We start from the raw sequence: 24281 nt of genomic DNA on the forward strand, positions 1-24281 counted from the left end.
ATTTTTTAGACAAATGAAAAAAGTACTGCTGATTTTATTCGTATTTTTTGGATTGGTTAATAGTGCAACAGCACAGCGTTATGCCTTTGTTGATTCGCAATATATCCTAGATCAAATGCCTGAATATGCCGAAGCACAAGCAGAATTAGATAAAGCTTCTGAGGATTGGCAAAAAGAAATTGAACAGTTGTTTTTAGATGTTGAGCGAAAAAGAAAAGAGTATGCAGAAGAAGCCATTCTTTTACCTGCCGAGATAAAGAAGCAGCGTGAAAAAGAAATTGAAGCGGCTGAGCAAAAAGCAAAAGAAATGCAAAAACAAAGGTTTGGAGTAGGTGGAGACTTATTTGCTAAGCGTGCGGAACTTATAAAACCTATTCAAGATAAGATTTTTAATGCAATTCAAGCAGTTGCATCAAGTAGTAATTTAGCTTTTGTTTTTGACAAAGCAAATCAATCCAACTTGTTATATGCTGATCAAAAATATAACATCAGTGATCGAGTGTTAGCAGAGATGGACATAAAACCTAAAAATTAATTAGAAGTACTAACAAGGTAATAAATTTAAGAATGAAAAAAATAGTTTTAATTGTAGTCGCAATGTTTTCAATTGGTATGTATTCTGCTTCAGCGCAGAAGTTTGCTCATATCAGCTATGAAAGTGTAATGGATACTTTGGCAACCTATAAAAAGGCCATGAAGATGCAAGAGGAGTTTGAAGGAAATGCACAAACTACTGCTCAAATTCTACAGAAAAAAATGCAAGAAAAATACATGGAGCTCGAGAATGGTAGAAATACACTTTCTTCTATCGAACTTGATATCTTGCAAAATGAGTTCGAAGATTTACAAATGCGTTTACAAGGGGTGGAGCAAGAGTATCAAAAAAATATGCAAATCATCCAAGAGCGTTATGTCGTTAAAATTGATAAATGGTTGAAAGAAGCCGTTGACGCCGTAGGAAAGGAAAAAGGGGTTGATTACATTTTATACCACAGTGCTGAAGGTGGTTTCTTTTGGGTAAATCCAAATAAAGGTGTGGATTTAACAAATGCTGTAATTACAAAGATGTTAGAGCTAGAGAAAATTGATCCGGTCAAAGAGCCTGGTAAATAATCAGCCAATCGGCACAAATAATTAAGTAATTTTATAAAAAGGTTGTGGTGGATTTTCATCACAACCTTTTTTTATATTTTAGCACAGTGGAAAAACCAATAGGCATATTTGATTCTGGTATAGGTGGACTAACGGTGGCAAAAGCAGTTTCTAAAATATTGCCAAATGAACGTTTTATTTATTTTGGTGACACAGCTCATTTGCCTTATGGCGATAAATCTAAAGAAGCGATTCAACGTTACTCTAAAGCGATTACTAAATTTTTACTGGCAAATAACTGTAAAGCAATTGTTATCGCTTGTAATACGGCCTCAGCTGTATCGTACAAATACTTGAGGGATAAATATCAGGGAACAATTCCTATAATTAATGTAATCGACCCTATTATTGAAGAGGTTGTTCGTTTTGGTGACCACAAAAAAGTAGGGCTCATAGCAACCCGAACAACTGTTGCTTCTGGGGTTTATCAAGAAAAGATGAGTCGAAGAAACCCTTTGGTAGAAATGGCTGTTTTACCAACACCCCTTCTGGCTCCAATGATAGAAGAAGGATTCAGCAAGGATAAAATTAGTAAATCAGTGATCGAAAATTATTTAAGTAATCCGATTTTTGAAGGAATTGATGGTCTCATTCTTGGTTGTACTCATTATGTGCTAATTAAAGAGGAAATAAATGAGTTTTTTAATGGACGAATCAAGTTATACGACTCGACGGATATCGTCGCCCTTAAAATGAAGCAAATTTTTGAAAAGGAAGAAATGCTTTGTGATAGTAAACAAGGAGTAAACCACTTTTATGTGTCGGATATTACGGAAGGATTTCAAGATTCTACACTTCGTTTTTACGGAGATAATCTAAAACTTGAATTGCTAAAACTTTAATTGCTATGGCCGGTTGTAAAGGTGTGCATTTGTACCTTAAAAATACTGACGATGTTAATTGTGAACTGATTCCCTATGTCCAAGCGCTGCGGGTACCAGCTTCGATTTCGAAAAAGGATTATCACTCAATTTTAGATAAAAACAGACAAAATATCCCTGTTTTACTAATTGAAGAAAATATAAAGTTTCTTAATCAACACACGAAAGACGTCTTTTATTTGAATCCAGAGGCTGCTTTAAGCAATTTTAATTCAAAATCAAACTCAATTATCGGGGGCTTAGCCAAAACCTATGCTGATGCAAAAAATTGGGAACGATGGAATATTGACTTTATTGATTTTAATCCTCAGCCGAAAACCATAGAAAATTCAATATTAGGGAGTGAAGGCTGGAACTTTATTCCATCTAAAAACGAATTGTATGGATGGATGATAACTAGTCTTACTGTTCCTGTTTTCTTTCATTGTCCAAGAGCGTTAAGTGAAATTCAGGAGGTTATCCAAGAAGTCGACTTGAAAGGGGTTTATATCGGAGAGAATTACAATTGGTCTTCGAATAAATTAACTGAATTAAAAACAATTATTGACTGGTTAGGGTAGTTTTTAAAATGGCAGTGTAAATCAAAATAAATTCGTTCTGAATTCATTCTTTCTTCTCACATAATTTGCCTAACTTAGATAAGATTAATTAAATTTGTGTCGTCTCTAAGGGGTGTCCGTTTGTAAATGGACTGAGATTATACCCATTGACCTGATCAGGTTAGAACCTGCGTAGGGAAGGTGACTTTTAAAAGACATATCTATGTCGAGCAAATTTCGAATCAAGAATTTGCCCCTTGTTTTTGCGTCGAGTGGAAGGATGCCTCGAATAGCAAAGTAAAAGGCGTTTTTCAAAAATAGTATAGGATGAAGATTGAACTGAATAATACGGTGCACGAAGTAAATGAGGAAACAACTGTTCAACAAGTGCTTGAGAAAGAAGGGTTTTTAAATAGGACAGGAATCGCTGCTGCTGTTAATCAAGAAATTATTTCTAAAACAAATTGGGCAACTCATCAGTTAAAAGAGAACGATAAAATATTAATAATAACAGCAACTGCTGGTGGATAAAGATCAAAGAATAAATTAGAGGATATGAGCAAAAAGGAAATTAAAATACCTAATGCGGGATCGCAAATAACACGTGACCCATTTCCGGCATCGGAAAAAATTTACGTAAAAGGAGAAATCCACGAAGATGTAAACGTAGCGATGCGTCAAATTTCATTGACCGATTCGAAAGCGATGTTTACAAAAGGACAATTTGTAAAAGATAAAAATGAACCAGTTGTGGTTTACGATACTTCTGGACCATTTACAGATCCTAGTGTGGAAATAGACGTGAAAAAAGGAATTCCAGCAATTCGTCAAAAGTGGATTGAAGGTAGAAATGATGTCGAACAATTGGACGAAATATCTTCTGACTTTGGTAAAGAACGACTCTATAACTCAGATTTAGATCACTTAAGGTTTGAACATTTAAAAAAGCCTTTGCGTGCGAAAAAAGGACATAATGTGAGTCAAATGCATTATGCGAAAAAAGGAATTATTACACCCGAAATGGAGTATGTAGCAATTCGAGAAAACCAAAAAATCCAAGAGATTAAAGAAATCGCTCCGCAACACCCCGGAAATTCTTTCGGTGCTAATACACCTAAAATTATAACACCAGAATTTGTAAGGGATGAAATCGCTGCAGGACGCGCAATCCTTCCAAATAATATCAATCACCCTGAAAGTGAACCGATGATAATTGGCCGTAACTTTTTGGTCAAAATTAATGCGAATATTGGTAATTCAGCTTTGTCATCTTCTATTGAAGAAGAAGTAGAGAAAATGGTTTGGGGAATTCGCTGGGGAGCAGATACAATTATGGATTTGTCAACAGGTAAAAATATTCATGAAACACGTGAATGGATTATAAGAAATGCTCCAGTTCCTGTTGGTACTGTTCCAATTTATCAAGCGCTTGAAAAAGTTAATGGTAAAGCTGAAGACCTTACATGGGAATTATTTAGAGATACTTTGATTGAACAAGCTGAACAAGGGGTGGATTACTTTACAATTCACGCGGGTGTTCTTCTTCGTTACGTGCCAATGACAGCGAATCGTTTAACGGGTATTGTCTCTCGTGGTGGATCTATTATGGCAAAATGGTGCTTGGCTCATCACAAAGAAAATTTCTTGTACACACATTTCGAGGAAATTTGTGAAATTATGAAAGCTTATGATGTTGCTTTCTCTCTTGGTGATGGCTTACGTCCAGGGTCAATTGCGGATGCAAATGATAGGGCACAATTTGCAGAATTAGAAACCTTAGGTGAGTTGACAAAAATTGCTTGGGAACATGATGTTCAGGTGATGATTGAAGGTCCAGGTCATGTTCCAATGCACATGATTAAAGAAAATATGGATAAAGAGCTGCGCGATTGTTTTGAAGCTCCATTCTATACTTTAGGGCCATTGACAACGGATATTGCACCTGGCTATGATCATATTACATCGGCCATAGGAGCCGCTCAAATAGGGTGGTATGGCACGGCAATGTTGTGTTATGTAACACCAAAAGAACATTTAGGTTTACCTAATCGTGATGATGTTAAAGAAGGGGTGATTACTTATAAACTTGCTGCTCATGCGGCGGATTTAGCAAAAGGTCATCCAGGCGCCCAACATCGGGATAATGCAATGTCTAAAGCAAGATTTGAGTTTAGATGGGAGGATCAATTTAATTTATCTCTTGATCCTGATACGGCTCGAGCATACCACGATGAAACCTTACCGAGTGATAATGCCAAAGTTGCTCACTTTTGTTCAATGTGTGGCCCTCACTTCTGCTCTATGAAGATAACTCAGGATGTTCGTGATTATGCAGCAGAACACGGTTTAGACGGCGAAAAAGCAATTGAAGAAGGAATGAAGGATATGGCTGAAACTTTCAAAAATAATGGAAGTGAAGTCTATGTAGAACCAGAAAAGTTAGGAGAATAAATAAACAGATTGATATTCTTTACAAGAGGTGATTAAAATTTTGTTTACATATCCGGAAACCTTACCGCATGAAACGTTGCTCATAAAAAACCTAATGGTTGATGATTGGGATTTTCTACACGTGCGAAAACCGGATTATGATATAAATGAAATGATAAATTTTCTTGAATTGATACCAGAATTTCACCATAAAATTGTTCTTCATTCTCATTACGAATTGATTAAGAAGTTTGATTTAGCGGGTATAAATCTTAACCGCAAAGCTTTAGCAAATATCTGTTTTGAAGATGAGTTAACAAGTAGCTGTGACATTCGTGAACTTAGCGTCGATAAAGGTAGGTTAAGTGTACTGGGCTCAAGGCCAGACCTTATCTCTTATTCGGCGCATAGTTTTTCAGAAGTTTTGAATTTGCCATTGGATACGGATTATGTTTTTTTAAGTCCCATTTTTGATAGCTTTTCTAAAGAGAATTATCAATCGGCTTTTGAGGATCATGACATACTTAAATCGTTCCTCAAAGATGTCGATGACAAAATAATTGCACTGGGAGGAATTAACGAAGACCGTGTAAAATTATGTAAAAATTTAGGTTTTGATGGTTATGCCGTTTTAGGTGATATTTGGAATCGTTATTTCACTTTTGTTGAAACAATTCAATGAAGAAGAGGAAAAGAATATTGATTATTGCTGGCTTTGATCCTTGCGGTGGTGCCGGTGTTTTAGCTGATACGAAAACAATCCAAAAATTGGGACAAGAGTCAATGGGAGTAATTACAGCTAATACGATTCAAACAGAAGATTGTTTTGTTGATGTAAATTGGATTGATGAAGGGGTGATAATGAAACAATTGGAAAATTTGCTCGATAAGTACTCATTTGATGGACTTAAAATTGGTCTAGTTTCATCGTTTGAATTTTTGAATTTGATGCTTGTCAAAATTAAAAGTGTTAATCCAAAAATTATGACGGTTTGGGACCCAGTTTTAAAGTCGAGCAGCGGATTTGACTTTGAACATAATTTGACAGCATTAAAGAACGTATTGTTAAATGTGGATTGGGTTACTCCAAATTGGAATGAAATTAAAATTTTAGGAGGTGAAACGGAAGGATTGGTGGCGGCGGAACGGTTAATGCAAGAAGCAAATGTTTACCTGAAAGGCGGTCATAACTCCAATAATATCGGTAAAGATTATTTGTTTTTTAAAGGGCGTCAAATTAGCTTAAATCCGAAAAAGGGGATTTATTATGAGAAGCATGGGAGTGGCTGCGTTTTCTCATCGGCATTTTTAACATATTTGTTACAGGGTTATACTCCCCATAAAGCTGGCCTTAAGGCTAAACGATACATTGAAATGTTTCTTAAAAGTGATAATGGTTTATTAGGGAAACACTAGCTATGAAAACAGGAAAGGTTTTACTACATATCATGAATGGTTTAAATGCTTTAGCGCTTTTCGTATTGGTGTTTAAATCGGTTTTTTTTGTGCCGTGGTTATACGATGTGAGTTTTTACCATGTATTACTTGTTTTAGCTGCATTATATGGGATTAAAACTTGGGTGCAAATCAAATTTGAGGTTGATGATCCAATTCGAATAAATAAGATTTCTAATGTGTTTTTTCATGGAGGAATGGTTATGATACTGCTTGGAATAGTCATGCGTGTAATGCATTGGCCTTTTAGTTTTTTGCCCATTTTAGCTGGAGCCCTAGGAGTTTTTGTCGCCTTTATTTTATCAATGGTTTTATCACCTAGCGTTGAAAGATCAACTAACCCAGATATATTAGATGATTTATAGTTGAAATGGAATTACACAAACTACAATATATAACCAATGGTGCTTCTCATCAAGAAATTATTGATGAGGTAAAAGCAGTTCTTAATGCAGGTTGCAAATGGATTCAGCTTAGAATTAAGCAAGATGAATTAGATATTGAAACGATTGCTAAAGAGGTTCAACTGCTTTGTGCCAATACGGCTGTTTTTTTGATTAATGATCGGGTCGAATTAGCCAAAAAATTAAATGCGGATGGTGTGCATCTTGGATTAGAGGATATGCCTATTTCTCAAGCTCGTCATTTATTAGGTGAAGGTAAAATTATTGGTGGTACAGCAAATCAATTAAAAGACTGTTTAAAGCATCAACTTGCAGGAGCTAATTATATTGGTCTAGGACCATTTAGAACAACAAATACTAAAAAGAAACTAAGTCCAATTCTCGGTTTGAAGGGGTATAATCACATCGTACCAAAATCTGATTGTACTTTAAGGATACCTGTTTTTGCAATAGGTGGCTTAACGTTAGAGGATATTAAACTTTTAAAAAAAGAAACTGGAATTACAGGCGTCGCTGTTTCAGGTTTGGTTAGAACAGCATCAAACAAAAAAGACTTGGTGGAACGAATCAATAAAATTTTGAATTAAATGAATGCGGATAAATTAAGAATTGGAGATAAAACGTTTAATTCACGTTTGTTTACAGGTACAGGTAAATTTCGATCAAACAAAGAAATGGAAGATGCTTTGACGGTCTCTGGATCTGAACTTGTAACAATGGCTTTGAAACGGGTGGATGTAGATAATAGTGAAGATGATATCCTAGTTCACCTACCAAAAGCAAAGTTTAATTGGTTGCCTAATACTTCAGGTGTAAGAACGGCTAAAGAAGCTGTTTTTGCGGCGGAATTAGCGCGTGAGGCTTTGGATACCAACTGGATTAAACTTGAAATTCATCCTGACCCGAAATATTTAATGCCCGATCCAATTGAAACATTATTGGCTGCTGAAGAATTAGTTAAAAAGGGATTTGTTGTGTTGCCCTATATTCATGCTGACCCTGTACTAGCAAGAAGGTTGCAAGATGTAGGTGTTCAGGCAGTAATGCCACTGGGTTCACCAATAGGCAGTAATAAAGGATTAAGGACAGATGATTTTTTAAGAATAATAATAGAACAAGCCGATGTGCCTGTTGTTGTAGATGCAGGAATTGGGGCGCCTTCACACGCGGCTTATGCAATGGAGTTAGGTGCCGATGCAGTTTTGGTTAATACGGCGATAGCAGTGGCAAAAGATCCTGTGCAGATGGCAAACGCTTTTCGTATAGCTGTTGATGCTGGTCGAATGGCATATCATGCCAAACTTGGAGTAGCTTCCAGTCAGGCAAATGCGAGCAGTCCATTAACTGCATTTTTGGATTAATTTTAATTTGAAGCGATTGATAAGATGAGTTTTACAGAGGAAATAGAAAATTATAGCTGGTCAACTGTTAAAGAGCAAATCTATAGCAAAACGGCTGATGATGTGCGGAAAGCATTGAGTAGCAATCAGCCTAATTTAGAAGATTTTCAAGCGTTGATTTCTCCGGCTGCAGCGCCATTTTTGGAAGAAATGGCGCAAAAAAGTCAGGCCTTAACACTGCAGCGATTTGGTAAGACCATTCAAATGTATGCACCACTTTATTTATCGAATGAATGTCAAAATATTTGCACTTATTGTGGTTTTAGTTTAGATGTGAAGATTGATCGAAAAACATTGTCGGATGAAGAAATCTTAAACGAGGTTAGTGTGCTTAAATCATATGGTTATGATCATGTGTTAATAGTAACCGGTGAGGCTAACCGGACGGTCGGTGTTGATTATTTTAAGAATGCGATTCGTTTACTTAAACCTCATTTTTCGCACATTGCCATGGAAGTGCAACCATTAGATGAGACTGATTACCGCGAACTTATAGAGGAAGGATTGAATACAGTTTTGGTTTATCAAGAAACTTACCATAAGGAGAACTATAAAAAGCATCACCCAAAAGGAAAAAAATCAAATTTTAATTACCGTTTGGATACACATGATAGAATGGGTAGAGCCGGTATTCATAAAATGGGTGTAGGGGTATTAATTGGTTTGGAAGATTGGCGAACAGATTCGTTTTATGCTGCAGCGCATTTAGATTATTTGGAGAAAAAATATTGGCAAGCTAATTACTCGATTTCATTTCCGCGTCTAAGACCATGTGCTGGAGGGGTGGAACTTAAATCAATAATGTCTGACCGTGAACTAGTGCAGCTTATTTGTGCTTACCGTATTTTTAATCAGGAGGTAGAATTGTCAATGTCCACGCGTGAATCTGAATCGTTTAGAAATAATATTATTAAACTAGGTATCACATCAATTAGTGCCGATTCTAAGACAGATCCAGGTGGATATGCTAATCCTAACGTAAATTTGGAACAATTTGAAATCCATGATAAGCGCTCAACAGCGTCTTTCATTCAAGCAATCAAAGATCAAGGTTATGAACCCGTTTTTAAAGGTTGGGACAAAGTTTTACAATAATTACCGTATCACAACCCTCTTAACTTGAATTATATCATTAAAATACATCTTAACTAGGTAAACTCCCGGTTGTAGATTTAAATCAATCGAAATAACTGCTTGCGTACTTTTATTTTGATATACAGTTTGACCTAATTCATTAACAATTTCATATTGGAATTGAGTCGGTTTTAATGAAGAAGGAAGTTCAATTAGAAATGCTCCATTAGTGGGGTTAGGGTAAATTTTGAATGTATTGAGTTCGTTTTTTTCGGTCGACAGTCCTTCTACGATTACGCATTCAGAAGTGTCCTGGCATGCGCCATCTGTTATAATTACTGCAAAATTACCGTTATAAGGAGCCTTCATACTTCTTTCAGTTTGTTCAATTAACCATTCGTCAGTATTGCAATCTATCCATTGGAAGGTAGTGGATAATATAGCTGGATCTCCTGCTGTTAAGTGATCAAAATCTTGATTGATATCTGTGTTTATAGCTGGCAGGATGTATAAATCAGTAATGATGATACTATCGCACGCCGTGTAAGAAACCAATGTATCATAAAAAATTCCAGTATTCGTGTAAAAGTTTTCACCTACTTCAACACCTTCTCCATAACAAAGAATGAAGTTTTGGGTGCGTAGGTTTTGTGCTTCAATAGTTAAGTTTGTGATAACAGTGCTATCACATCCTTCAGGTGTTGAGAGGTAATTTGTATAGGTTCCTGATACGGTGTAAATAGAATCATCGACACTAAAACTTTCACCATAACACCTATAAATATCTTGAGAATAAACGATTGGAGGTGTGACCGTGAGCTCTGTAATTACAATACTATCGCAGCCAGTTGCCGCAACTAATGAGTCAATATAGACTCCAGTTTCGTTGTAACTTTCATCTCCAACTTCAAATGAAACACCCGAACAAATTGTCGGATATTGATTAAAGTATATAGGTTCTATAATCGTTAATTCTGTTATAATAATGCTGTCGCAACCTGTAGTTAACGCAGTGAGTGTATCATAATACGTTCCGTTTTCGTCGTAAACACTCAAACCTGTTTCAAAAGTATCGCCCGCACAAATCGAAGGTGTTTGTGAAAAATAAATGGGCTCTGTAACAGTTAGGTTTGTGATAATTATACTATCGCAAGCATTGACCGTTTTTAGAGAATCAGTGTATGTACCTGTTTCGTTATAACTATTACCGGCAACATTGTAAAATTCATCGTAACAAATTGTGATGTCGTTTTCTTGTGTATAAGGTTCACAGACTAGTGAACTGTAGATATAAGCGGCACCGGCATCTTCAATTGCATCCTCACCATTTTCATTCAAGTCTTGTTGCCAAGCTCCTACAATAACAGAGTGACCTGAAACGCCAACAGACCATCCAAAATAATCTTCAGCCTGTCTATCTCCCGCATCTATTTTTTGGATTTCAATCCAATCGCCATCTTCATCTTTTTCGAAGATATAAGCTCCTCCTGCATTGAATAATTCTGGATCAGCTAGTTCGGCAGCTAAATCTTCTTGCTCTGCACCAATAACTAAATAATTGTTTTCAATTGAAACGGATTGACCAAAATGGTCTCCAGTTGTTCGATCACTGGCGTCTAATTTTTGTTGTTGAATCCAATCACCATCTGCATCACGCTCAAAAATATAAGCGCCACCTGCGTTCATTAAGGAGGCTCCTTCAAATTCACTTTCATCCTCAGTAGGGACACCTATTACAGCTATATTCGAATCAAGATCTACAGCCCAACCAAAGCGATCCCACGCTGTTTGTATGTTGGCTTGTATTTTTTGAACTTCACTCCAGGTCCCATCACTACGTTCAAATATGTATGCCGCACCTTGATTCCAACGAAAACCAGTTCCAACACCTCCCAAACCATAATCATGCATGTGTGAGCCTGCTATTAAATAATCTCCCCAGATGGCAACCGAACCACCAAATAAATCGGATAAATCTTCCTCATCTGGCCGACCATTTGGATAATGATGATCGTCGCTTCGATGTGAAGCCACAATCTTTTGTGTTTCAATCCAATCACCATCACTATTCTTGTCAAAAATATAAACGGAACCTGCATGATATTCATACGCTCCTCCGCTAACATTGTGTCCCTCGTGATGCGCCCCAACAACAATGGTTGAGTCGTAAATGTCTACCGACCAACCAAATTCATCATCTTCTTGTCTATCACTGGCCACAATTTTCGCTTCTTCCTCCCATGAACCTACTTCATTACGTTTGAAGATATACACCGAACCTGCTGAAGCGAGGTAATTGTCATCATCGATGTCATGATCTTCCGCATACGCACCAATAACGGCATATTCGCCGAATAATGCTACTGACCAGCCAAATCGATCGTAATCATCTTGGTCAGAATTAGAAATTTTTTGCACAAACTCCCAATTGTCATAACCTGTTTTTTCAAAAATATAAGCGGATCCCATATTGGGGTTGCTACCACCAAAATCGTCTCCATAAGCACCTACAATTGCATAGTTTTCCGAGATGTCAACGGAATAGCCTAAACGGTCTTCAGCTGCACGATCAAAGGCTACTGTTTTAAAAACCTCCTCATAGGTTTGTCCAAAGGAGATAGATCCGAATACGCAGCTTAAAATAATATTTGCTATTCTAAAATTCATTTTACCCAATTCACTGATTTATATGTGGGAACATTTTTTTCAATTATGCAAAACTAAATAATCTTGCTGTCAATTTCTTATGGTGTTAATTAGTTAAGCATGATTTATTTGGTGAGAATTATTTTTCTGGTTTCTGTGGATCCTTCAAGCTGCAAAAAATAGATTCCTTCACCAATACCTTCGAGGTTAAAACTACTTTGATTACTTGTAAATCTATCTGTTATTATTGTTTCACCCAACACGTTGTATATTCTATAGTTTAAGCCTTCTAATTTCGTTCCATTAATCATGAATACTCCTTGGCTCGGATTGGGGTATATTTTTATGTCTTCAATTGTGTTTTCGTTTTCAATACCTACCCCAATTATTAGTATACAACCAGTTGTATCGTGGCAATCGTCATTCGTAATTATTAAACTGTAATTACCATTTTCAGTTGCAGTAAAGGTATTTTCAGTAGCCCCGTCGATTATAGTTTCAGTATCACAATTATACCATTGATAAGTCAATCCAACTGTTGGGGAGGTTATGGTTAATCCACTAACTGATAGACTCGTATTAATTTCATCTGCAACAGTTATTATCGATGTTATAACGCTGTCACATCCATTGATGGCTGTTAAGATATCAGTGTATGTTCCACTGGTCGTATAGGTATTTTCTCCAACTGTGATTGATTCACCATAGCATAAGCTGTGTGACATTTCAGAGCTTATTTCATCTCCTATTGTAAGGTGACTGACCACTGTGCTATCGCACCCGCTCTCACCGACTAAAATGGTGGTGTAAGTGCCACTTTCTGTATAAGTTGCATCACCAATTTCATAACTGGTTCCGAAACATATTTCCACATCTTCTTCATTGAAATATTCTTCAAGTACAGTAAGTTCTGTAGTAACAATACTATCGCAGCCTAATGCATTTGTAAGTGTGTTTGTATATGTTCCTGAGGATGAATAGACACTGTCTCCAATTTCATAGGATGTATCAAAGCAAATTGTTATACTTTGTTCATGCGTTACAGTTAAGCAACCGTCTCCAGGGTCATCAGGATCATTCGTATAAAAATATGCTGCACCTGCATCTTCAAGATAATCTCCACCTCCAGGTATTTCGTCTTGCTGAAAAGCTCCGGCAATTATTGTGTTACCGTGAATAGCAACGCATATCCCTAATTCATCTTCAGCATGTCTATCCGAAGCATCAAGCTTTTTTATTTCAAGGAATGATTCATCTTCTTGTCTTTCAAATAAGTAAAGTGAACCTGCGTCTGGTTGCACATCTTCATCAAATTCATCGTGGTCATCACTGTGTGTACCAACAACGACAAAGTCTTCAAATATAGAAACACTACTGCCAAAATGATCACCTGCATGGCGGTCACCAGGTGTTATTTTTTGATGAAGAATCCAAAATTCAGGCGCAACTCTTTTATAGATTATAGCTGCTCCTGCATTTGTAAGTTCGGCCTCTCCATCAGCGTCTAAATCTTCGGTTTGGGCACCAATTACAATGGTTGTAGAATCAATTGCTACACTAATACCTGCCCGATCAATAAAGTTTATACCAGGATAGGTAAGGTTAGAAGCATGCGACCAAAATCCTCCAGATCGTTCAAAAACATAAGCTTTCGTCGCAAATGGAGCTCCAACGACAAGATAATCATTCCAAATGCCCAAAGAATACCCAAAGCGATCATTCCAGTCTTCATGCCCTTCTTCATAAACTGTTCCTTCAGACCGGTCAGGTGCTACTATTTTTTGGCTTTGACTCCAAACCCCATCAATAGCTCTGTCGAATATATAAACTGAACCTGCATGATAGAGTGGGTCACCACCCAATTCATCTTTATCATCAATATGCGCTCCAACCACAATGGTATTTCCATGAATTTCAACAGCAAATCCAAATTCATCACCAGCAGCTCGATCGGCAGCAACAATTTTCTGAATTTCAGTATAAAGGCCATCATCGCCTCGTTCAAAAATATATGCTGATCCCGCTTTAGACATTGTGTTTTCACCGATTTCATCGTCGTCTTCACCATAAGCACCAACAACAATATAGTCGCCATCTATCGCTACGGACCAACCAAATCGGTCATAATCTTCTTGGTCGGAGTTGATGAGTTTTTGAATTTGAATCCATTCACCTCCTGTTTTTTCATAAACATAAACGGAGCCCATGTTTGGGTCTAAATCTCCAAAATCATCGCCATAGGCACCGACAACAGCTACATCTTCATGAATATCGACGGCCCAACCGAATCTATCTACTGCTCCTCGATCTGCAGCGACAACTTTCATTAATTCATCAAATACTTGAGAAAATAGCCCAATATTGAAAGAAAAACTAAAAATGAGTAAGACGAAATGCTTCATAAGAATAGTTTAAAAAGATTCAATTAAAATTTGTTTGATTACGATGTGTTCACTGTTTGTTGTACCTATTAAAACGTATAAGCCAGGCGCAAGGTTGTTGAAATTTACAGAATATGGGAGTTTTTTTATTTCTATTTTCTCAATAATTTCTCCCAAAGGATTAATCAGTTGCCAGTACGATTTGAAGAGTTCATCTTGAGGTCCATCAATCCAAAAGCTTCCATTATTTGGATTAGGATAACATGTTATCTTTGAAGAGATATTGTCGTTAATATCAAGTTGATCGACGTAGAGACATGCGGACGTATCCGTGCAGAATTCTTCGGTTACAATGACAGCATATTTACCAGTTGTAGGAGCCCAGTATTCCCTTGTCGTTGCTCCTTCAATAATTTCAAAAGGATCACATTTTGCCCATTGATAAGTGGCACTTTCACTACCCGCAGTCAAGACGTTTAGCGTTTGCGAAAGAGAATTGTCTACGGGTAATTGAACGTTTAAAATTGTCGTGATAATACTGTCGCAAAGATCATGAGAAGTTAATACATCGATGTAAGTGCCAGGCTCGGTATAGGTTGATGCCCCAATCTTGAAACTTTCGCCCCAACAGATGGTGATTTCTTGAGTTACTGTATTTTCTGGCTTGATGGTTAAGTTGGTGTAAACGATACTGTCACAACCACTGAATGTTGATACTGTGTCGATATATTCACCAGTTTCACTGTGTGATGTTCCTGCAATGTCATATGCATAACCGTAACAGAGTTCAACTGTTTGCGAATATGTTGGTGCAGGCATTACTGTCAGGTTCGTTGTGATGATGCTATCACATCCTGATTCATTTAAAAGAATGTCTTCATATTCTCCTGTTTCGCTATAAGTATTTGGACCTACTGAAACTGTTTGACCGGCGCAGAGTGTTATTGTTTGACTGCTTGAAGATGGTGTGCAATAGGTTCTTGAATAAAAATAGGCTGATCCAGATTCACTTTCATAATTGTCACCTTCCAGATCATAGCTGTGTTGATAGGCGCCCATTAATATTGCATCTCCATAGACTGACACTGTACCGCCCAGTAAATCAAAAGCTTGGCGGTCTGAAGCGTCTATTTTTTGATTTTCAATCCAAGTTGAGGTTTCTTCGTCATATATAAAAACATATCCAGCACCTGCGTCAGTTAGTGACTCTTCATCGTTCTCGTTAGTGCTGCATTCTATAGCTCCAACAATTATAGTTGAATCGGCAATGTCAACTGACCATCCAAATCGGTCACCTACACTTCTGTCAGAAGCAACAATTTTTTGACTTTCAATCCATTCACCGTCTGGATTTCGCGCAAAGATATAACATGATCCCGCATTGTTCATTGTGTTTGCATCAGAGGCATCTTCGTCTTCTGAATACGCAGCGACAATCGCAAATTCTTCGGATATGGCAACATCATATCCAAATTGATCTTCTTCAGCGCGGTCAGCATTCACTAAAATTGCTGTTTCTACCCATGTTGGACCAATCTTTTCAAAAATATAAGCTTTGCCCGCTTGTGATATCGGGTCGCCTCCTTCAGCATTTAAATCTTGTTGATATGCCCCTACAATGAGATAATTGTTGTACACATGTACGGATCCTCCGAAATGATCGGAATTATCACCCATTGAGCCGTCAGGAGATGTGATATCGGGTGCACGGTCTGATCCTACTATTTTTTGGGATTGAAGCCATTCACCCTCTTCATCTCGTTCAAATATATAGGCTGCGCCCGCATGGTGAATATAATTGTCTCCAACTTCATCTCGACTCTGTGTTAGTGCTCCAACGATAATTGTTTCATTGTGAATGGCAACATCCCATCCAAACTGATCATTTTCTTCACGGTCCGAGGCCACAATTTTTTGGACTTGATTCCAAACACCATCTTCCCCTTTTTCATAAATATAGGCGGATCCTGCCCTGGATAGCTCATTATCGCCGTTTTCATCATGATCTTCAGCGTATGCTCCAACAACAATGAAATTTTCATGAACGGCTACTGAATTTCCAAATCGATCATATAAGTCATAATCTTCAGGAGTTAATTTTTGAGTAAAAGACCAGTCACTAACGCCCACCTTTTCATACACGTAAACTGCGCCAGTATTTGGTTCTGGTGGAGTGATATCATCAGTATATGCTCCAATTACGGCAACATTATTATCTAATGAAACGGCATATCCAAAACGGTCTCCTTCATCTCTGTCAAATCCAACTGCCTTAACCACTTCCGAAAATAATTGACTATTGGAAGTAAAGGAAATGCCTACTAATATGATAAGAAAATAAAGCTTCATGTTTTGGGCTAGTTTTTAATGATTTTTATTTTTTCGTTTTCGGTTGTGGTTATAAAATAAATTCCTCTTTCCAAGGGACTGATGTCTATGGATTGAGTCGAGTTGTACGCAGCAATCAATCTACCATTCAAATCAAAAAGTTGGAATGAAACAGGTTTGTTGAAGTTTACATATGAACTTGATGGGTTAGGATAGGCTTTTAAATCTGTAAGTATTACTATTTGTTCCTCTACACTCGAGTAGTTATTGTTTTGTAAAGGTGTTGGGTAAGTGAAATTGGCAAACGTTTCAGATCCATTAGGGTAACGGCCAAAAGAATTATCTGTAGGAGTTACCTTGTAAATTAGCTGATCCATTTCGACGCCATTGGGGTCACACAAGAATACAGTATCTACGCCATTATTTAATTTAAAATTGACATGATTTGGTCCTTGGTATAAATCTTTATCATGCCAAAAAAGTTGATAACCATTCGCTGGTATGCTAAAATCATTAGGTATAACCCACGATATTCCGTCTTTCTTAAGTGTTGATCCTGATAAATTAACGGTATAATTGTTAGGATTGTATAATTCCAACCAGTCATCGTATTCTCCAAAATTATCTGTCAAATAAGTATCGTTCGAGAGCATTAATTCATTAATTCTAATAGGTTTGAAGGACGGGTCAGGTTCGAATAGAGCGGTGAATGTGGTGTCTCCTGATGCTAACCAAAATAAAGTGTCGTTGGTAATTCCTGTACCAACCCATTCTACAAATCGGTAACCAGGTAGAGGAACAGCTATTAAGGGAGTCTCGACATCATCTATATAGTCTCCCGTCCAGGGGTATAACTCGGCACTTGTTCCAGGTAGGTTTTTGTTTATTAAAATGGAATTTACTTGAACCCTCCCCATCTCTATATCGTTCACACTGACTGTAAGCTTATTGGTGTCGGCGAACCCCCATCTTAGCATAAAATGTTCTCTTATTTTACGTTGTCGACGTGACGCAAAAATGTGCAGTAAATCGAACAATTCATTCCAGCGGTCTATACTTGGTACTTCGTCATAACGCTCTTCAAGAGTATTTGCGAAGGCGGGATACCTCCATCGAACCGCATTTTCGTATATTTCAGGGGTGATCATGTTGTAAATTGAATCAATTTTGTCATGCATTACACTGCTCTTAAACCAAGAATTAGTTAAGTCACTCATTCGATTTATGAACATGAAACGAAACTTATCACTTTCTAATAAACCTCTGAAAAAGCGAGAGTAAGAAGAAAATACGCCTTCCTCAACTGTCGCAGCCGCTAGGGTGTTGACAGTATAATAGGCTTGGTCGCATGAACCGCCAAAAGCGCCGTCCAAATCATATAGTGCCCAGCGAAATTTGCCATCATGTCCTCTTCCTAAAGCTGGGTTATAATCTCCTGTTCTTTTCCAAATATTTACGTTGGAATACACCCAATCTTCATTACTTAAAAATATTTCGGCGCACATATAATCAATGTAGTTAGCAATGTCTATACGATGATCAACGTACTTAAAATTATTAGGGTCGTTCATGTCATTGGCAATAATAAAATTTTCAAGATTTTTTAATTTCGCACTGTCAGCTGCATTGCCACCTCCTTGTAAGTCATATTCTTGATCTAATAAAGTAATGTCGTTGTCGTCAATTCCATATAGATTTTGGATGAAATACTGATCTAATCTTTCTTTAATGGAATGAATTCCCCAATATTCACCGTTTATAAAAACAATTACATGCCTAAAGTGTTGTTTTTCAACGTTGAGTCCTTCCGTTAACATGTTGGCTAAATCATCTCTCGGAAAACAATCAGGTCGATGACCTCCGGCTTTTAATAATATACGTTTGAATTTTGCTTGGTCAGTATCTGTGAAAAATGGTATTTTGAAGTTTGTAAACTCACCCGTTTCAGCATAAACTCTAAATGTTTTTTTCGGAGCATGTCTACTTCCTCCTCCGTGTATTCTCGTTCGACAATCTTGCGATAATGTTAATGTTCCGTCTTTTTCAAAAAATTCAAGACTCATTATTCGTTCCCAATCTCTACCTTTTTGCTCGTAGTTTCCATCGGGATGGTTTCCGTACACATAAATGCCTTCTTCATCAGAAAAAATATCATCGTAATCCATGGCAATTGAGAGAATGGGAATACTGAAGCGATTTGTGCCTAATGGATCTACCATGAAGGTTTTTGTCTGTGTTGGACTTGGGGCATACCCAGGTTTGAAAGCTTTGTATCGAAGAATATTGACCTTATAGCTATTGGCGAAGGGCGTTACCCATCCTCTGCTTGCAGCCCGACCTGCACTGTAGGTGCCGTATGGGTATGTCAAAGCTGGATTTGTAGGAATCGTTGTAAATATGTCGACTTCTTCAGTGCGCTCGCCAAGTAGAATGGGTCCACTATAAATATTGTCTGCTACAGTGGGCTCACTTCCGTCCAAAGTGTAAAAAATAGTTACTCCAGGTTCTGGATGGTAGAGCTCTACTGAGATAGGATCAGTGTAAATTCCTGCTTCAGCATTTGTTATCGGAGGTGTGAGTACCTGACTGAATACTGGAACTATAATAAAGGCGGCGATATAGCTTAAAATCAATTTCATTTTCATTCGTTTACATAGTTCAACATAGCTTCATTGATGTCGAGTAAAAAATCTGTATCTTCTTCAATTCTGTTTCCAATTACAACCAAATCAGCCCCCCCTTGGAAAGCGGCTTTTATTTGTTCTTTGGAACGAATTCCCCCTCCTATAATTAATGGTATATCAATATTCTGTTTAACCGCTTTAATCATTTCAGATGTAACCGAGTTTTTAGCGCCACTTCCTGCATCCATGAAGATGCATTTTAAGCCAAGTGTTTCTCCAGCTATGGCTGTTTTAATGGCAATCCCTTGTTGGTCAGCAGGTATTGGAGTGGTTTGGCTAACATAAGAAACTGTCGTTGTTTTTCCGCCATCAATCAATATATAACCGGTAGGTATGGTTTGAACGTTCATCTTTTTTAATTGATGAGCCGATTCAATCTGATGGCCAATTAAAAAATCAGGATTTCTACCGGAAATTAAGGAAAGAAATAGTATCCCATCAGCTTTGTCACTAATTTGGTGATGTGCGCCCGGGAAAATAATTACAGGAATAGTGCTGTTGTTCTTAGTTAATTTTACGACGCGTTGAAATAGTTTTGCTTCTACCGTACTCCCGCCAATAAAAATGAAACTAGGTGAGAGGAAATTTATTTTTTCTAATAATTCAATGAGTTCTTCGTCTGAATTGACCTTGTCTGGGTCAATTAGAATTGCAATCTTCTTTTTACCATTATTTAATATTTGATATAAATCTTGCATTATTGAAGAACAATTTTTTGGTGTTGTATGAGACTATTGTCCCGTTTAACTTGAACGGTATATACACCTTTACTTAAGTTAGATAAATTAATTTTTTCTGGATTTTTTTGTATGCTTTTACTTACAACGACTTCTCCTTTTAAATTAATTATTTCAAGTTGATAATTGCTTTTTTCAATTCCATTTTGTTCAAGGGATATGTTTAAAATATCGGTAGTCGGATTGGGGTATATTTGAAAATTTTTTAATGTTTCGTTGTCCACAGATAGTGCAGGTGAAAAGGCCCAGGTATCTTTGAAATTTGTTCCATCGGTGCCGCCAATGACATAAGGTGTATTGTTAATAGTGAAAGTGGCAGCATACCTTCGTTTTTCACCAAGGAAATCTGCTATTTGCGTCCAAGTATCTGTTTCGAAATCATATTCCCAAATATCTCTGAAGTCATTACCGATATTGTCATTACCTAATCCAATATAACCTTTGTTGTCAATGCAGAATCCTGTTGCGTCTTGTCGTATAGATCCACCGACATTACTTAAAGTTGTCCAGGTGTCTGATTCCGGATGATAGGCGTAAAAATCATTTAAAGCCTCGCCGACTTTGTGACCTGTGCCAACATAGCCAACATTATTGTATGTGAATGAAACCGCTGCATTTCTTGGTTCGCCAGGCATACTTGCAATGGTGTCCCATTCATTTATTTCAGGATCATAAACATAAAAATCACTGTGATAGCCTAGTAAAGACTGTCCAGTACCATAATAACCTTTGTTGTTAATGGAAAATGCAACACCACCACGTCTTGGTTCAGCTGGTAAATCTGCTATTGGATACCAGGTGTTTATTGCTGGTATGTATTTCCAAAAGTCGTTTGTGTAATTAGAATAGTGATCTTCACCCCCGCCAACATAGGCAATACCATCGATGGTAAATGCACTTGAGTGGTATCGAAGACCTCCACCAAAATCAGCAATCTGCGTCCATGTGTTTGTTGCAGGGTCATATTCCCAATAATCCTTGTAAGTGATGACGGTTCCTGAATTAACATGACCACCACCATAATACCCTTTGTTTCCAATAGAAAATGCAGTGCAACGATGACGAGCATCACCACCAACATTTGACTTTTTGTACCAAGTCCTTCCTCCAGCTAAACAAATTGTTGCAAGAAAAAGCAAAATTGCTAATGGTAGTAATTGTCTATTCATCCTTAAACAGGTTGGTTTTCTATCTAAAATACGAAAATCATACCGAATGGTTTGATTTCTGAATCTTGTAATCGGCAAAATTAAAGAATTATTCGATGGACGACTGAATTTCTTTCAGTATAATGTCTTGTTCGCAGTAGGTTAAAATAAAATCGTTAAAAACAAGTCGTTTAAATGGGTAGGTTTTATTTTGTTTTAAATAGTTTAGTTCTACCTTATTGTTAGAGCCTACTTGAATAATTTTGAGATGCTCTTTGAAAATGAGTCCAGGAATATTTAAAACTTTATACATTGCCTCTTTAATGCTCCATAAGGTTGTAATAGTTGGAGGGTCATTTAAATCAAACTTTTCTATTTCATAGGTGGATAAAAATTTTCGAGCTATTTTTTTGATTTTTGGATTAAAATGTTCGATGTCAATACCAATATGATAAATTGGTGAATATGCAATTGCAATTGTTTTTTTGGAGTGTGATATACTGATATGTCCGTTTTCAATGTGAGGCTTACCAGTTCCTTCATAAGTTATAGGTTCAAATTCAGAAAAACGACTCCATAAAAAACGTGTAAAGTAAAACTCTAATTTTCTTTTGTCGGATTTGAAACTATAAAGTCTCTTGAGTTCTTCTTTGGTAAGAATTGAAAAATTTAAATCCTCCAAACGACAATGATTATAGCTTAATAATTTGATTGTCGCGTTTTTGGAGTTTAAGATATGGTTGATTTGAAATTTCAATGCTTTTACTTTATATGGTGCAAATTAGAAACTTGTTTTGTACTTTTGCATTATCATTCAAAGAAAAATTGAAAAAAATGAGTAATACACAAGAACAAGTGAAGTACAAAGTTAAAGATATTAGCCTAGCAGATTGGGGTAGAAAAGAAATTCGTTTAGCAGAAGCTGAGATGCCTGGTCTAATGGCGTTGAGGGAAGAGTATGGAGCGTCTAAGCCATTAGCTGGAGCAAGAATTGCAGGATGTCTGCACATGACAATTCAAACTGCGGTATTAATTGAAACATTAGTGGAGTTAGGTGCTGAGGTTACTTGGTCATCTTGTAATATTTTCTCAACTCAAGATCAAGCTGCTGCGGCAATTGCAGCTGCGGGTATTCCAGTTTTTGCATGGAAAGGTATGAATGAAGAAGAGTTTGATTGGTGTATCGAACAAACATTACATGCTTTTGAAGGAGGAAAACCATTAAATATGATTTTAGATGATGGTGGAGACTTAACAAATATGGTTTTCGATCGATTCCCTGAGTTAACTAAAGATATTAAAGGTTTATCTGAGGAAACAACGACTGGAGTTCATCGTTTATATGAACGAGTTAAGAATGGCACATTAGTAATGCCAGCGATCAATGTGAACGATTCTGTTACCAAATCTAAGTTTGATAATAAATATGGTTGTAAAGAGTCTTTAGTTGATGCAATAAGAAGAGCAACTGATGTAATGATGGCTGGGAAAGTTGCCGTTGTTGCTGGGTATGGAGATGTAGGTAAAGGTTCTGCAGCGTCTTTAAGAGGTGCTGGAGCTCGAGTAATCGTTACTGAAATTGATCCAATTTGTGCATTGCAAGCCGCTATGGATGGTTTTGCGGTTAAAACAATGGATAATGCAGTTGCTGAAGCAGATATCGTTGTGACAACTACGGGTAACAAAGATATTATCGTAGGGCGTCATTTCGAAAAGATGAAGGATAAAGCTATCGTTTGTAATATCGGACATTTTGATAATGAAATTGATGTAGCTTGGTTAGATAATAACTATGGTGAATCAAAAACAGAGATTAAGCCGCAAGTGGATCTTTATAATGTAAAAGGTAATGATATTATTCTTTTAGCAGAAGGAAGACTAGTTAATTTAGGTTGTGCAACAGGACACCCTTCTTTTGTAATGTCAAATTCTTTCACAAACCAAACGTTGGCTCAGATTGAATTGTGGAACAATTCAGATAATTATGAGAATGACGTGTATATGTTGCCAAAGCACTTAGATGAAAAAGTTGCAAAACTTCACCTTGCAAAAATTGGAGTTGAACTAGAGACTTTATCTGAGGATCAAGCTAAATATATTGGAGTAGAAGTAGAAGGTCCATTTAAACCGGAGCACTATAGATATTAATCGAATAGAAACTTTTATAGAAAAAGGCTTCACGTTATGTGAGGCCTTTTTTAATTATAAACACTAACGGTATAGGCTCCATCCCAATAGGTATTATATCTTCTCAAACCATGTTGAGCAGGTCCTTTAATGACAACACCGCTAATGATGCTATATTTTGATTCTGAACAACTATCTAGTAGCTCAAAATTATTGTCCGGATTTACCGATACAATTGCACATTCTTTTTCAGGCTCATAAGTGGAGTGACGATCAAGTGCAATAAAACTGTCAAAATTGCGATATATAATAATACCGCGAGAGCCGCCTTCTACATATACCCAGCCACCTGGAGCATTTAATGCATTGTAGGACGGTAAGTCCAGGTTAATGTACAGGTTAACCGGAACGTTAGGTATTGGATATTCCTTTTCTTTACACGATGTCAAAAAGAAAGTTGTTAAAATTGAACCAATTAATAAGTATCTTAAATATATTTGTTGCATGCAGAAAAGATTCTATACTCTTATAACGAAGTTATTTATAATTATTGCATCAGTCATTTTTGTTCCTTTTAATGGTTTTGTGCAAGATAAAGGTGCAAAAAGTGTCAAGTCCGGTAAAAAGTCTTCTATAGGAAAACGTGTTAAAAGTACGTATAAAAAACAAAAACGAACACGTAAAAAACATTGGAAAAATCAAGACAAAGAGACACGTAAACGTATGAAACGTGCTGCTAAAAACGCTAGAAGGAGACAAAAAGGAAAACCAATGAAAAATAATAGACTGGTATAATTTGAATTAAATTGTGCTTTCCTGTTCTTTCCATTTCTCGAATTCAACTTTAAATTTGTAATTGGCTTACGCTCGTTAAATTTTTGTTATTTATTTTTTG

22 protein-coding genes and 1 riboswitch are annotated in these 24281 nt (G+C 36.9%); of the genes, 14 read left to right on the top strand and 8 right to left on the bottom strand.

What is annotated here, in order from left to right:
- The first annotated feature begins 13 nt into the window (after positions 1–13).
- The 12 genes from A8143_RS04420 to thiH all read left to right on the top strand — a co-directional run bounded on the left by A8143_RS04420 (position 14) and on the right by thiH (position 9356).
- Positions 14–535, top strand: coding sequence for an OmpH family outer membrane protein (locus tag A8143_RS04420; RefSeq protein WP_070137490.1), 522 nt, complete (start codon positions 14–16; stop codon positions 533–535).
- Between the two features lie 32 nt (positions 536–567).
- A complete protein-coding gene (locus A8143_RS04425; protein ID WP_070137492.1) occupies positions 568–1113 on the top strand; it encodes an OmpH family outer membrane protein in 546 nt (181 codons plus the stop codon).
- 86 nt (positions 1114–1199) lie between these two features.
- Positions 1200–1994 carry a glutamate racemase gene (gene murI / locus A8143_RS04430; protein WP_083261215.1) on the top strand — a complete coding sequence of 265 codons (795 nt, stop codon included), beginning with the start codon at positions 1200–1202 and terminating at the stop codon, positions 1992–1994.
- Between the two features lie 5 nt (positions 1995–1999).
- Positions 2000–2593 carry a hypothetical protein gene (locus A8143_RS04435; protein ID WP_070137496.1) on the top strand — a complete coding sequence of 198 codons (594 nt, stop codon included), beginning with the start codon at positions 2000–2002 and terminating at the stop codon, positions 2591–2593.
- 98 nt (positions 2594–2691) lie between these two features.
- Positions 2692–2788, top strand: a riboswitch (TPP riboswitch).
- A 111-nt stretch (positions 2789–2899) separates the two neighbouring features.
- Positions 2900–3103, top strand: a complete 204-nt coding sequence (thiS, locus tag A8143_RS04440) for a sulfur carrier protein ThiS (protein ID WP_070137498.1) — start codon at positions 2900–2902, stop codon at positions 3101–3103.
- Between the two features lie 24 nt (positions 3104–3127).
- Positions 3128–5023, top strand: a complete 1896-nt coding sequence (thiC, locus tag A8143_RS04445) for a phosphomethylpyrimidine synthase ThiC (RefSeq protein ID WP_070137500.1) — start codon at positions 3128–3130, stop codon at positions 5021–5023.
- 40 nt (positions 5024–5063) lie between these two features.
- Entirely contained in the window at positions 5064–5684 is a 621-nt protein-coding gene (locus A8143_RS04450) for a thiamine phosphate synthase (protein ID WP_139134265.1), read from the top strand.
- Positions 5681–6418, top strand: a complete 738-nt coding sequence (locus A8143_RS04455; RefSeq protein ID WP_070137503.1) for a bifunctional hydroxymethylpyrimidine kinase/phosphomethylpyrimidine kinase — start codon at positions 5681–5683, stop codon at positions 6416–6418. The genes A8143_RS04450 and A8143_RS04455 overlap by 4 nt, the downstream gene beginning before the upstream one ends.
- A gap of 2 nt (positions 6419–6420) precedes the next feature.
- Positions 6421–6822, top strand: coding sequence for a hypothetical protein (locus tag A8143_RS04460; RefSeq protein ID WP_070137505.1), 402 nt, complete (start codon positions 6421–6423; stop codon positions 6820–6822).
- 5 nt (positions 6823–6827) lie between these two features.
- The gene (locus A8143_RS04465; protein WP_070137507.1) at positions 6828–7448 is read left to right on the top strand and encodes a thiamine phosphate synthase; all 621 of its coding nucleotides are present in this window, start codon (positions 6828–6830) and stop codon (positions 7446–7448) included.
- Positions 7449–8222 carry a thiazole synthase gene (locus tag A8143_RS04470; protein ID WP_070137509.1) on the top strand — a complete coding sequence of 258 codons (774 nt, stop codon included), beginning with the start codon at positions 7449–7451 and terminating at the stop codon, positions 8220–8222.
- Between the two features lie 24 nt (positions 8223–8246).
- Positions 8247–9356, top strand: coding sequence for a 2-iminoacetate synthase ThiH (thiH, locus tag A8143_RS04475; protein WP_070137511.1), 1110 nt, complete (start codon positions 8247–8249; stop codon positions 9354–9356).
- On the opposite strand, the gene A8143_RS04480 is transcribed toward thiH, so the two are convergent.
- The 7 genes from A8143_RS04480 to A8143_RS04510 form a co-directional block, all read right to left on the bottom strand.
- Positions 9357–12002, bottom strand: a complete 2646-nt coding sequence (locus A8143_RS04480) for a T9SS type A sorting domain-containing protein (RefSeq protein ID WP_070137513.1) — start codon at positions 12000–12002, stop codon at positions 9357–9359.
- Positions 12003–12106: 104 nt separating this feature from the next.
- Complete coding sequence (locus tag A8143_RS04485) at positions 12107–14383, bottom strand: T9SS type A sorting domain-containing protein (RefSeq protein ID WP_070137515.1); 2277 nt, start codon at positions 14381–14383, stop codon at positions 12107–12109.
- A gap of 9 nt (positions 14384–14392) precedes the next feature.
- Positions 14393–16711 carry an FG-GAP repeat protein gene (locus tag A8143_RS04490; RefSeq protein ID WP_083261216.1) on the bottom strand — a complete coding sequence of 773 codons (2319 nt, stop codon included), beginning with the start codon at positions 16709–16711 and terminating at the stop codon, positions 14393–14395.
- 8 nt (positions 16712–16719) lie between these two features.
- Positions 16720–19329, bottom strand: coding sequence for a CotH kinase family protein (locus A8143_RS04495; protein ID WP_175437484.1), 2610 nt, complete (start codon positions 19327–19329; stop codon positions 16720–16722).
- Between the two features lie 2 nt (positions 19330–19331).
- Positions 19332–20072 carry a geranylgeranylglyceryl/heptaprenylglyceryl phosphate synthase gene (locus tag A8143_RS04500; RefSeq protein ID WP_070137520.1) on the bottom strand — a complete coding sequence of 247 codons (741 nt, stop codon included), beginning with the start codon at positions 20070–20072 and terminating at the stop codon, positions 19332–19334.
- Positions 20072–21280 (bottom strand): Kelch repeat-containing protein, encoded by a 1209-nt coding sequence (locus A8143_RS04505; RefSeq protein WP_070137522.1) that lies wholly within the window; start codon positions 21278–21280, stop codon positions 20072–20074. The genes A8143_RS04500 and A8143_RS04505 overlap by 1 nt, the downstream gene beginning before the upstream one ends.
- A gap of 88 nt (positions 21281–21368) precedes the next feature.
- Positions 21369–22016, bottom strand: a complete 648-nt coding sequence (locus A8143_RS04510) for a 4'-phosphopantetheinyl transferase superfamily protein (protein ID WP_070137524.1) — start codon at positions 22014–22016, stop codon at positions 21369–21371.
- 77 nt (positions 22017–22093) lie between these two features.
- Between A8143_RS04510 and ahcY the strand changes: the two genes are divergently transcribed.
- Positions 22094–23407, top strand: a complete 1314-nt coding sequence (ahcY, locus tag A8143_RS04515) for an adenosylhomocysteinase (protein WP_070137821.1) — start codon at positions 22094–22096, stop codon at positions 23405–23407.
- A gap of 50 nt (positions 23408–23457) precedes the next feature.
- Here the strand turns inward: ahcY and A8143_RS04520 are convergent, their stop codons facing one another.
- A complete protein-coding gene (locus tag A8143_RS04520) occupies positions 23458–23892 on the bottom strand; it encodes a hypothetical protein (protein WP_070137526.1) in 435 nt (144 codons plus the stop codon).
- Here A8143_RS04520 and A8143_RS04525 point away from each other — a divergent pair.
- Entirely contained in the window at positions 23891–24181 is a 291-nt protein-coding gene (locus tag A8143_RS04525; protein ID WP_070137528.1) for a hypothetical protein, read from the top strand. The genes A8143_RS04520 and A8143_RS04525 overlap by 2 nt on opposite strands.
- Positions 24182–24281: the final 100 nt, after the last annotated feature.

The organism is Crocinitomix algicola, from assembly GCF_001661595.2.
Classification (GTDB): Bacteria; Bacteroidota; Bacteroidia; order Flavobacteriales_D; family Crocinitomicaceae; genus Crocinitomix; species Crocinitomix algicola.

What these genes read in the sequence shown, in the direction of transcription:
- A8143_RS04465 (WP_070137507.1), top strand. Translation starts at nt 6,828, where the DNA reads ATGGAATTACACAAACTACAATATATAACCAATGGTGCTTCTCATCAA.
- A8143_RS04490 (WP_083261216.1), bottom strand. Translation starts at nt 16,711, where the DNA reads ATGAAGCTTTATTTTCTTATCATATTAGTAGGCATTTCCTTTACTTCC.
- A8143_RS04495 (WP_175437484.1), bottom strand. Translation starts at nt 19,329, where the DNA reads ATGAAATTGATTTTAAGCTATATCGCCGCCTTTATTATAGTTCCAGTA.
- thiC (WP_070137500.1), top strand. Translation starts at nt 3,128, where the DNA reads ATGAGCAAAAAGGAAATTAAAATACCTAATGCGGGATCGCAAATAACA.
- ahcY (WP_070137821.1), top strand. Translation starts at nt 22,094, where the DNA reads ATGAGTAATACACAAGAACAAGTGAAGTACAAAGTTAAAGATATTAGC.
- A8143_RS04520 (WP_070137526.1), bottom strand. Translation starts at nt 23,892, where the DNA reads ATGCAACAAATATATTTAAGATACTTATTAATTGGTTCAATTTTAACA.
- A8143_RS04460 (WP_070137505.1), top strand. Translation starts at nt 6,421, where the DNA reads ATGAAAACAGGAAAGGTTTTACTACATATCATGAATGGTTTAAATGCT.
- A8143_RS04505 (WP_070137522.1), bottom strand. Translation starts at nt 21,280, where the DNA reads ATGAATAGACAATTACTACCATTAGCAATTTTGCTTTTTCTTGCAACA.
- A8143_RS04480 (WP_070137513.1), bottom strand. Translation starts at nt 12,002, where the DNA reads ATGAATTTTAGAATAGCAAATATTATTTTAAGCTGCGTATTCGGATCT.
- A8143_RS04500 (WP_070137520.1), bottom strand. Translation starts at nt 20,072, where the DNA reads ATGCAAGATTTATATCAAATATTAAATAATGGTAAAAAGAAGATTGCA.
- A8143_RS04485 (WP_070137515.1), bottom strand. Translation starts at nt 14,383, where the DNA reads ATGAAGCATTTCGTCTTACTCATTTTTAGTTTTTCTTTCAATATTGGG.
- A8143_RS04420 (WP_070137490.1), top strand. Translation starts at nt 14, where the DNA reads ATGAAAAAAGTACTGCTGATTTTATTCGTATTTTTTGGATTGGTTAAT.
- thiH (WP_070137511.1), top strand. Translation starts at nt 8,247, where the DNA reads ATGAGTTTTACAGAGGAAATAGAAAATTATAGCTGGTCAACTGTTAAA.
- A8143_RS04470 (WP_070137509.1), top strand. Translation starts at nt 7,449, where the DNA reads ATGAATGCGGATAAATTAAGAATTGGAGATAAAACGTTTAATTCACGT.
- thiS (WP_070137498.1), top strand. Translation starts at nt 2,900, where the DNA reads ATGAAGATTGAACTGAATAATACGGTGCACGAAGTAAATGAGGAAACA.
- A8143_RS04525 (WP_070137528.1), top strand. Translation starts at nt 23,891, where the DNA reads ATGCAGAAAAGATTCTATACTCTTATAACGAAGTTATTTATAATTATT.
- A8143_RS04455 (WP_070137503.1), top strand. Translation starts at nt 5,681, where the DNA reads ATGAAGAAGAGGAAAAGAATATTGATTATTGCTGGCTTTGATCCTTGC.
- A8143_RS04425 (WP_070137492.1), top strand. Translation starts at nt 568, where the DNA reads ATGAAAAAAATAGTTTTAATTGTAGTCGCAATGTTTTCAATTGGTATG.
- A8143_RS04435 (WP_070137496.1), top strand. Translation starts at nt 2,000, where the DNA reads ATGGCCGGTTGTAAAGGTGTGCATTTGTACCTTAAAAATACTGACGAT.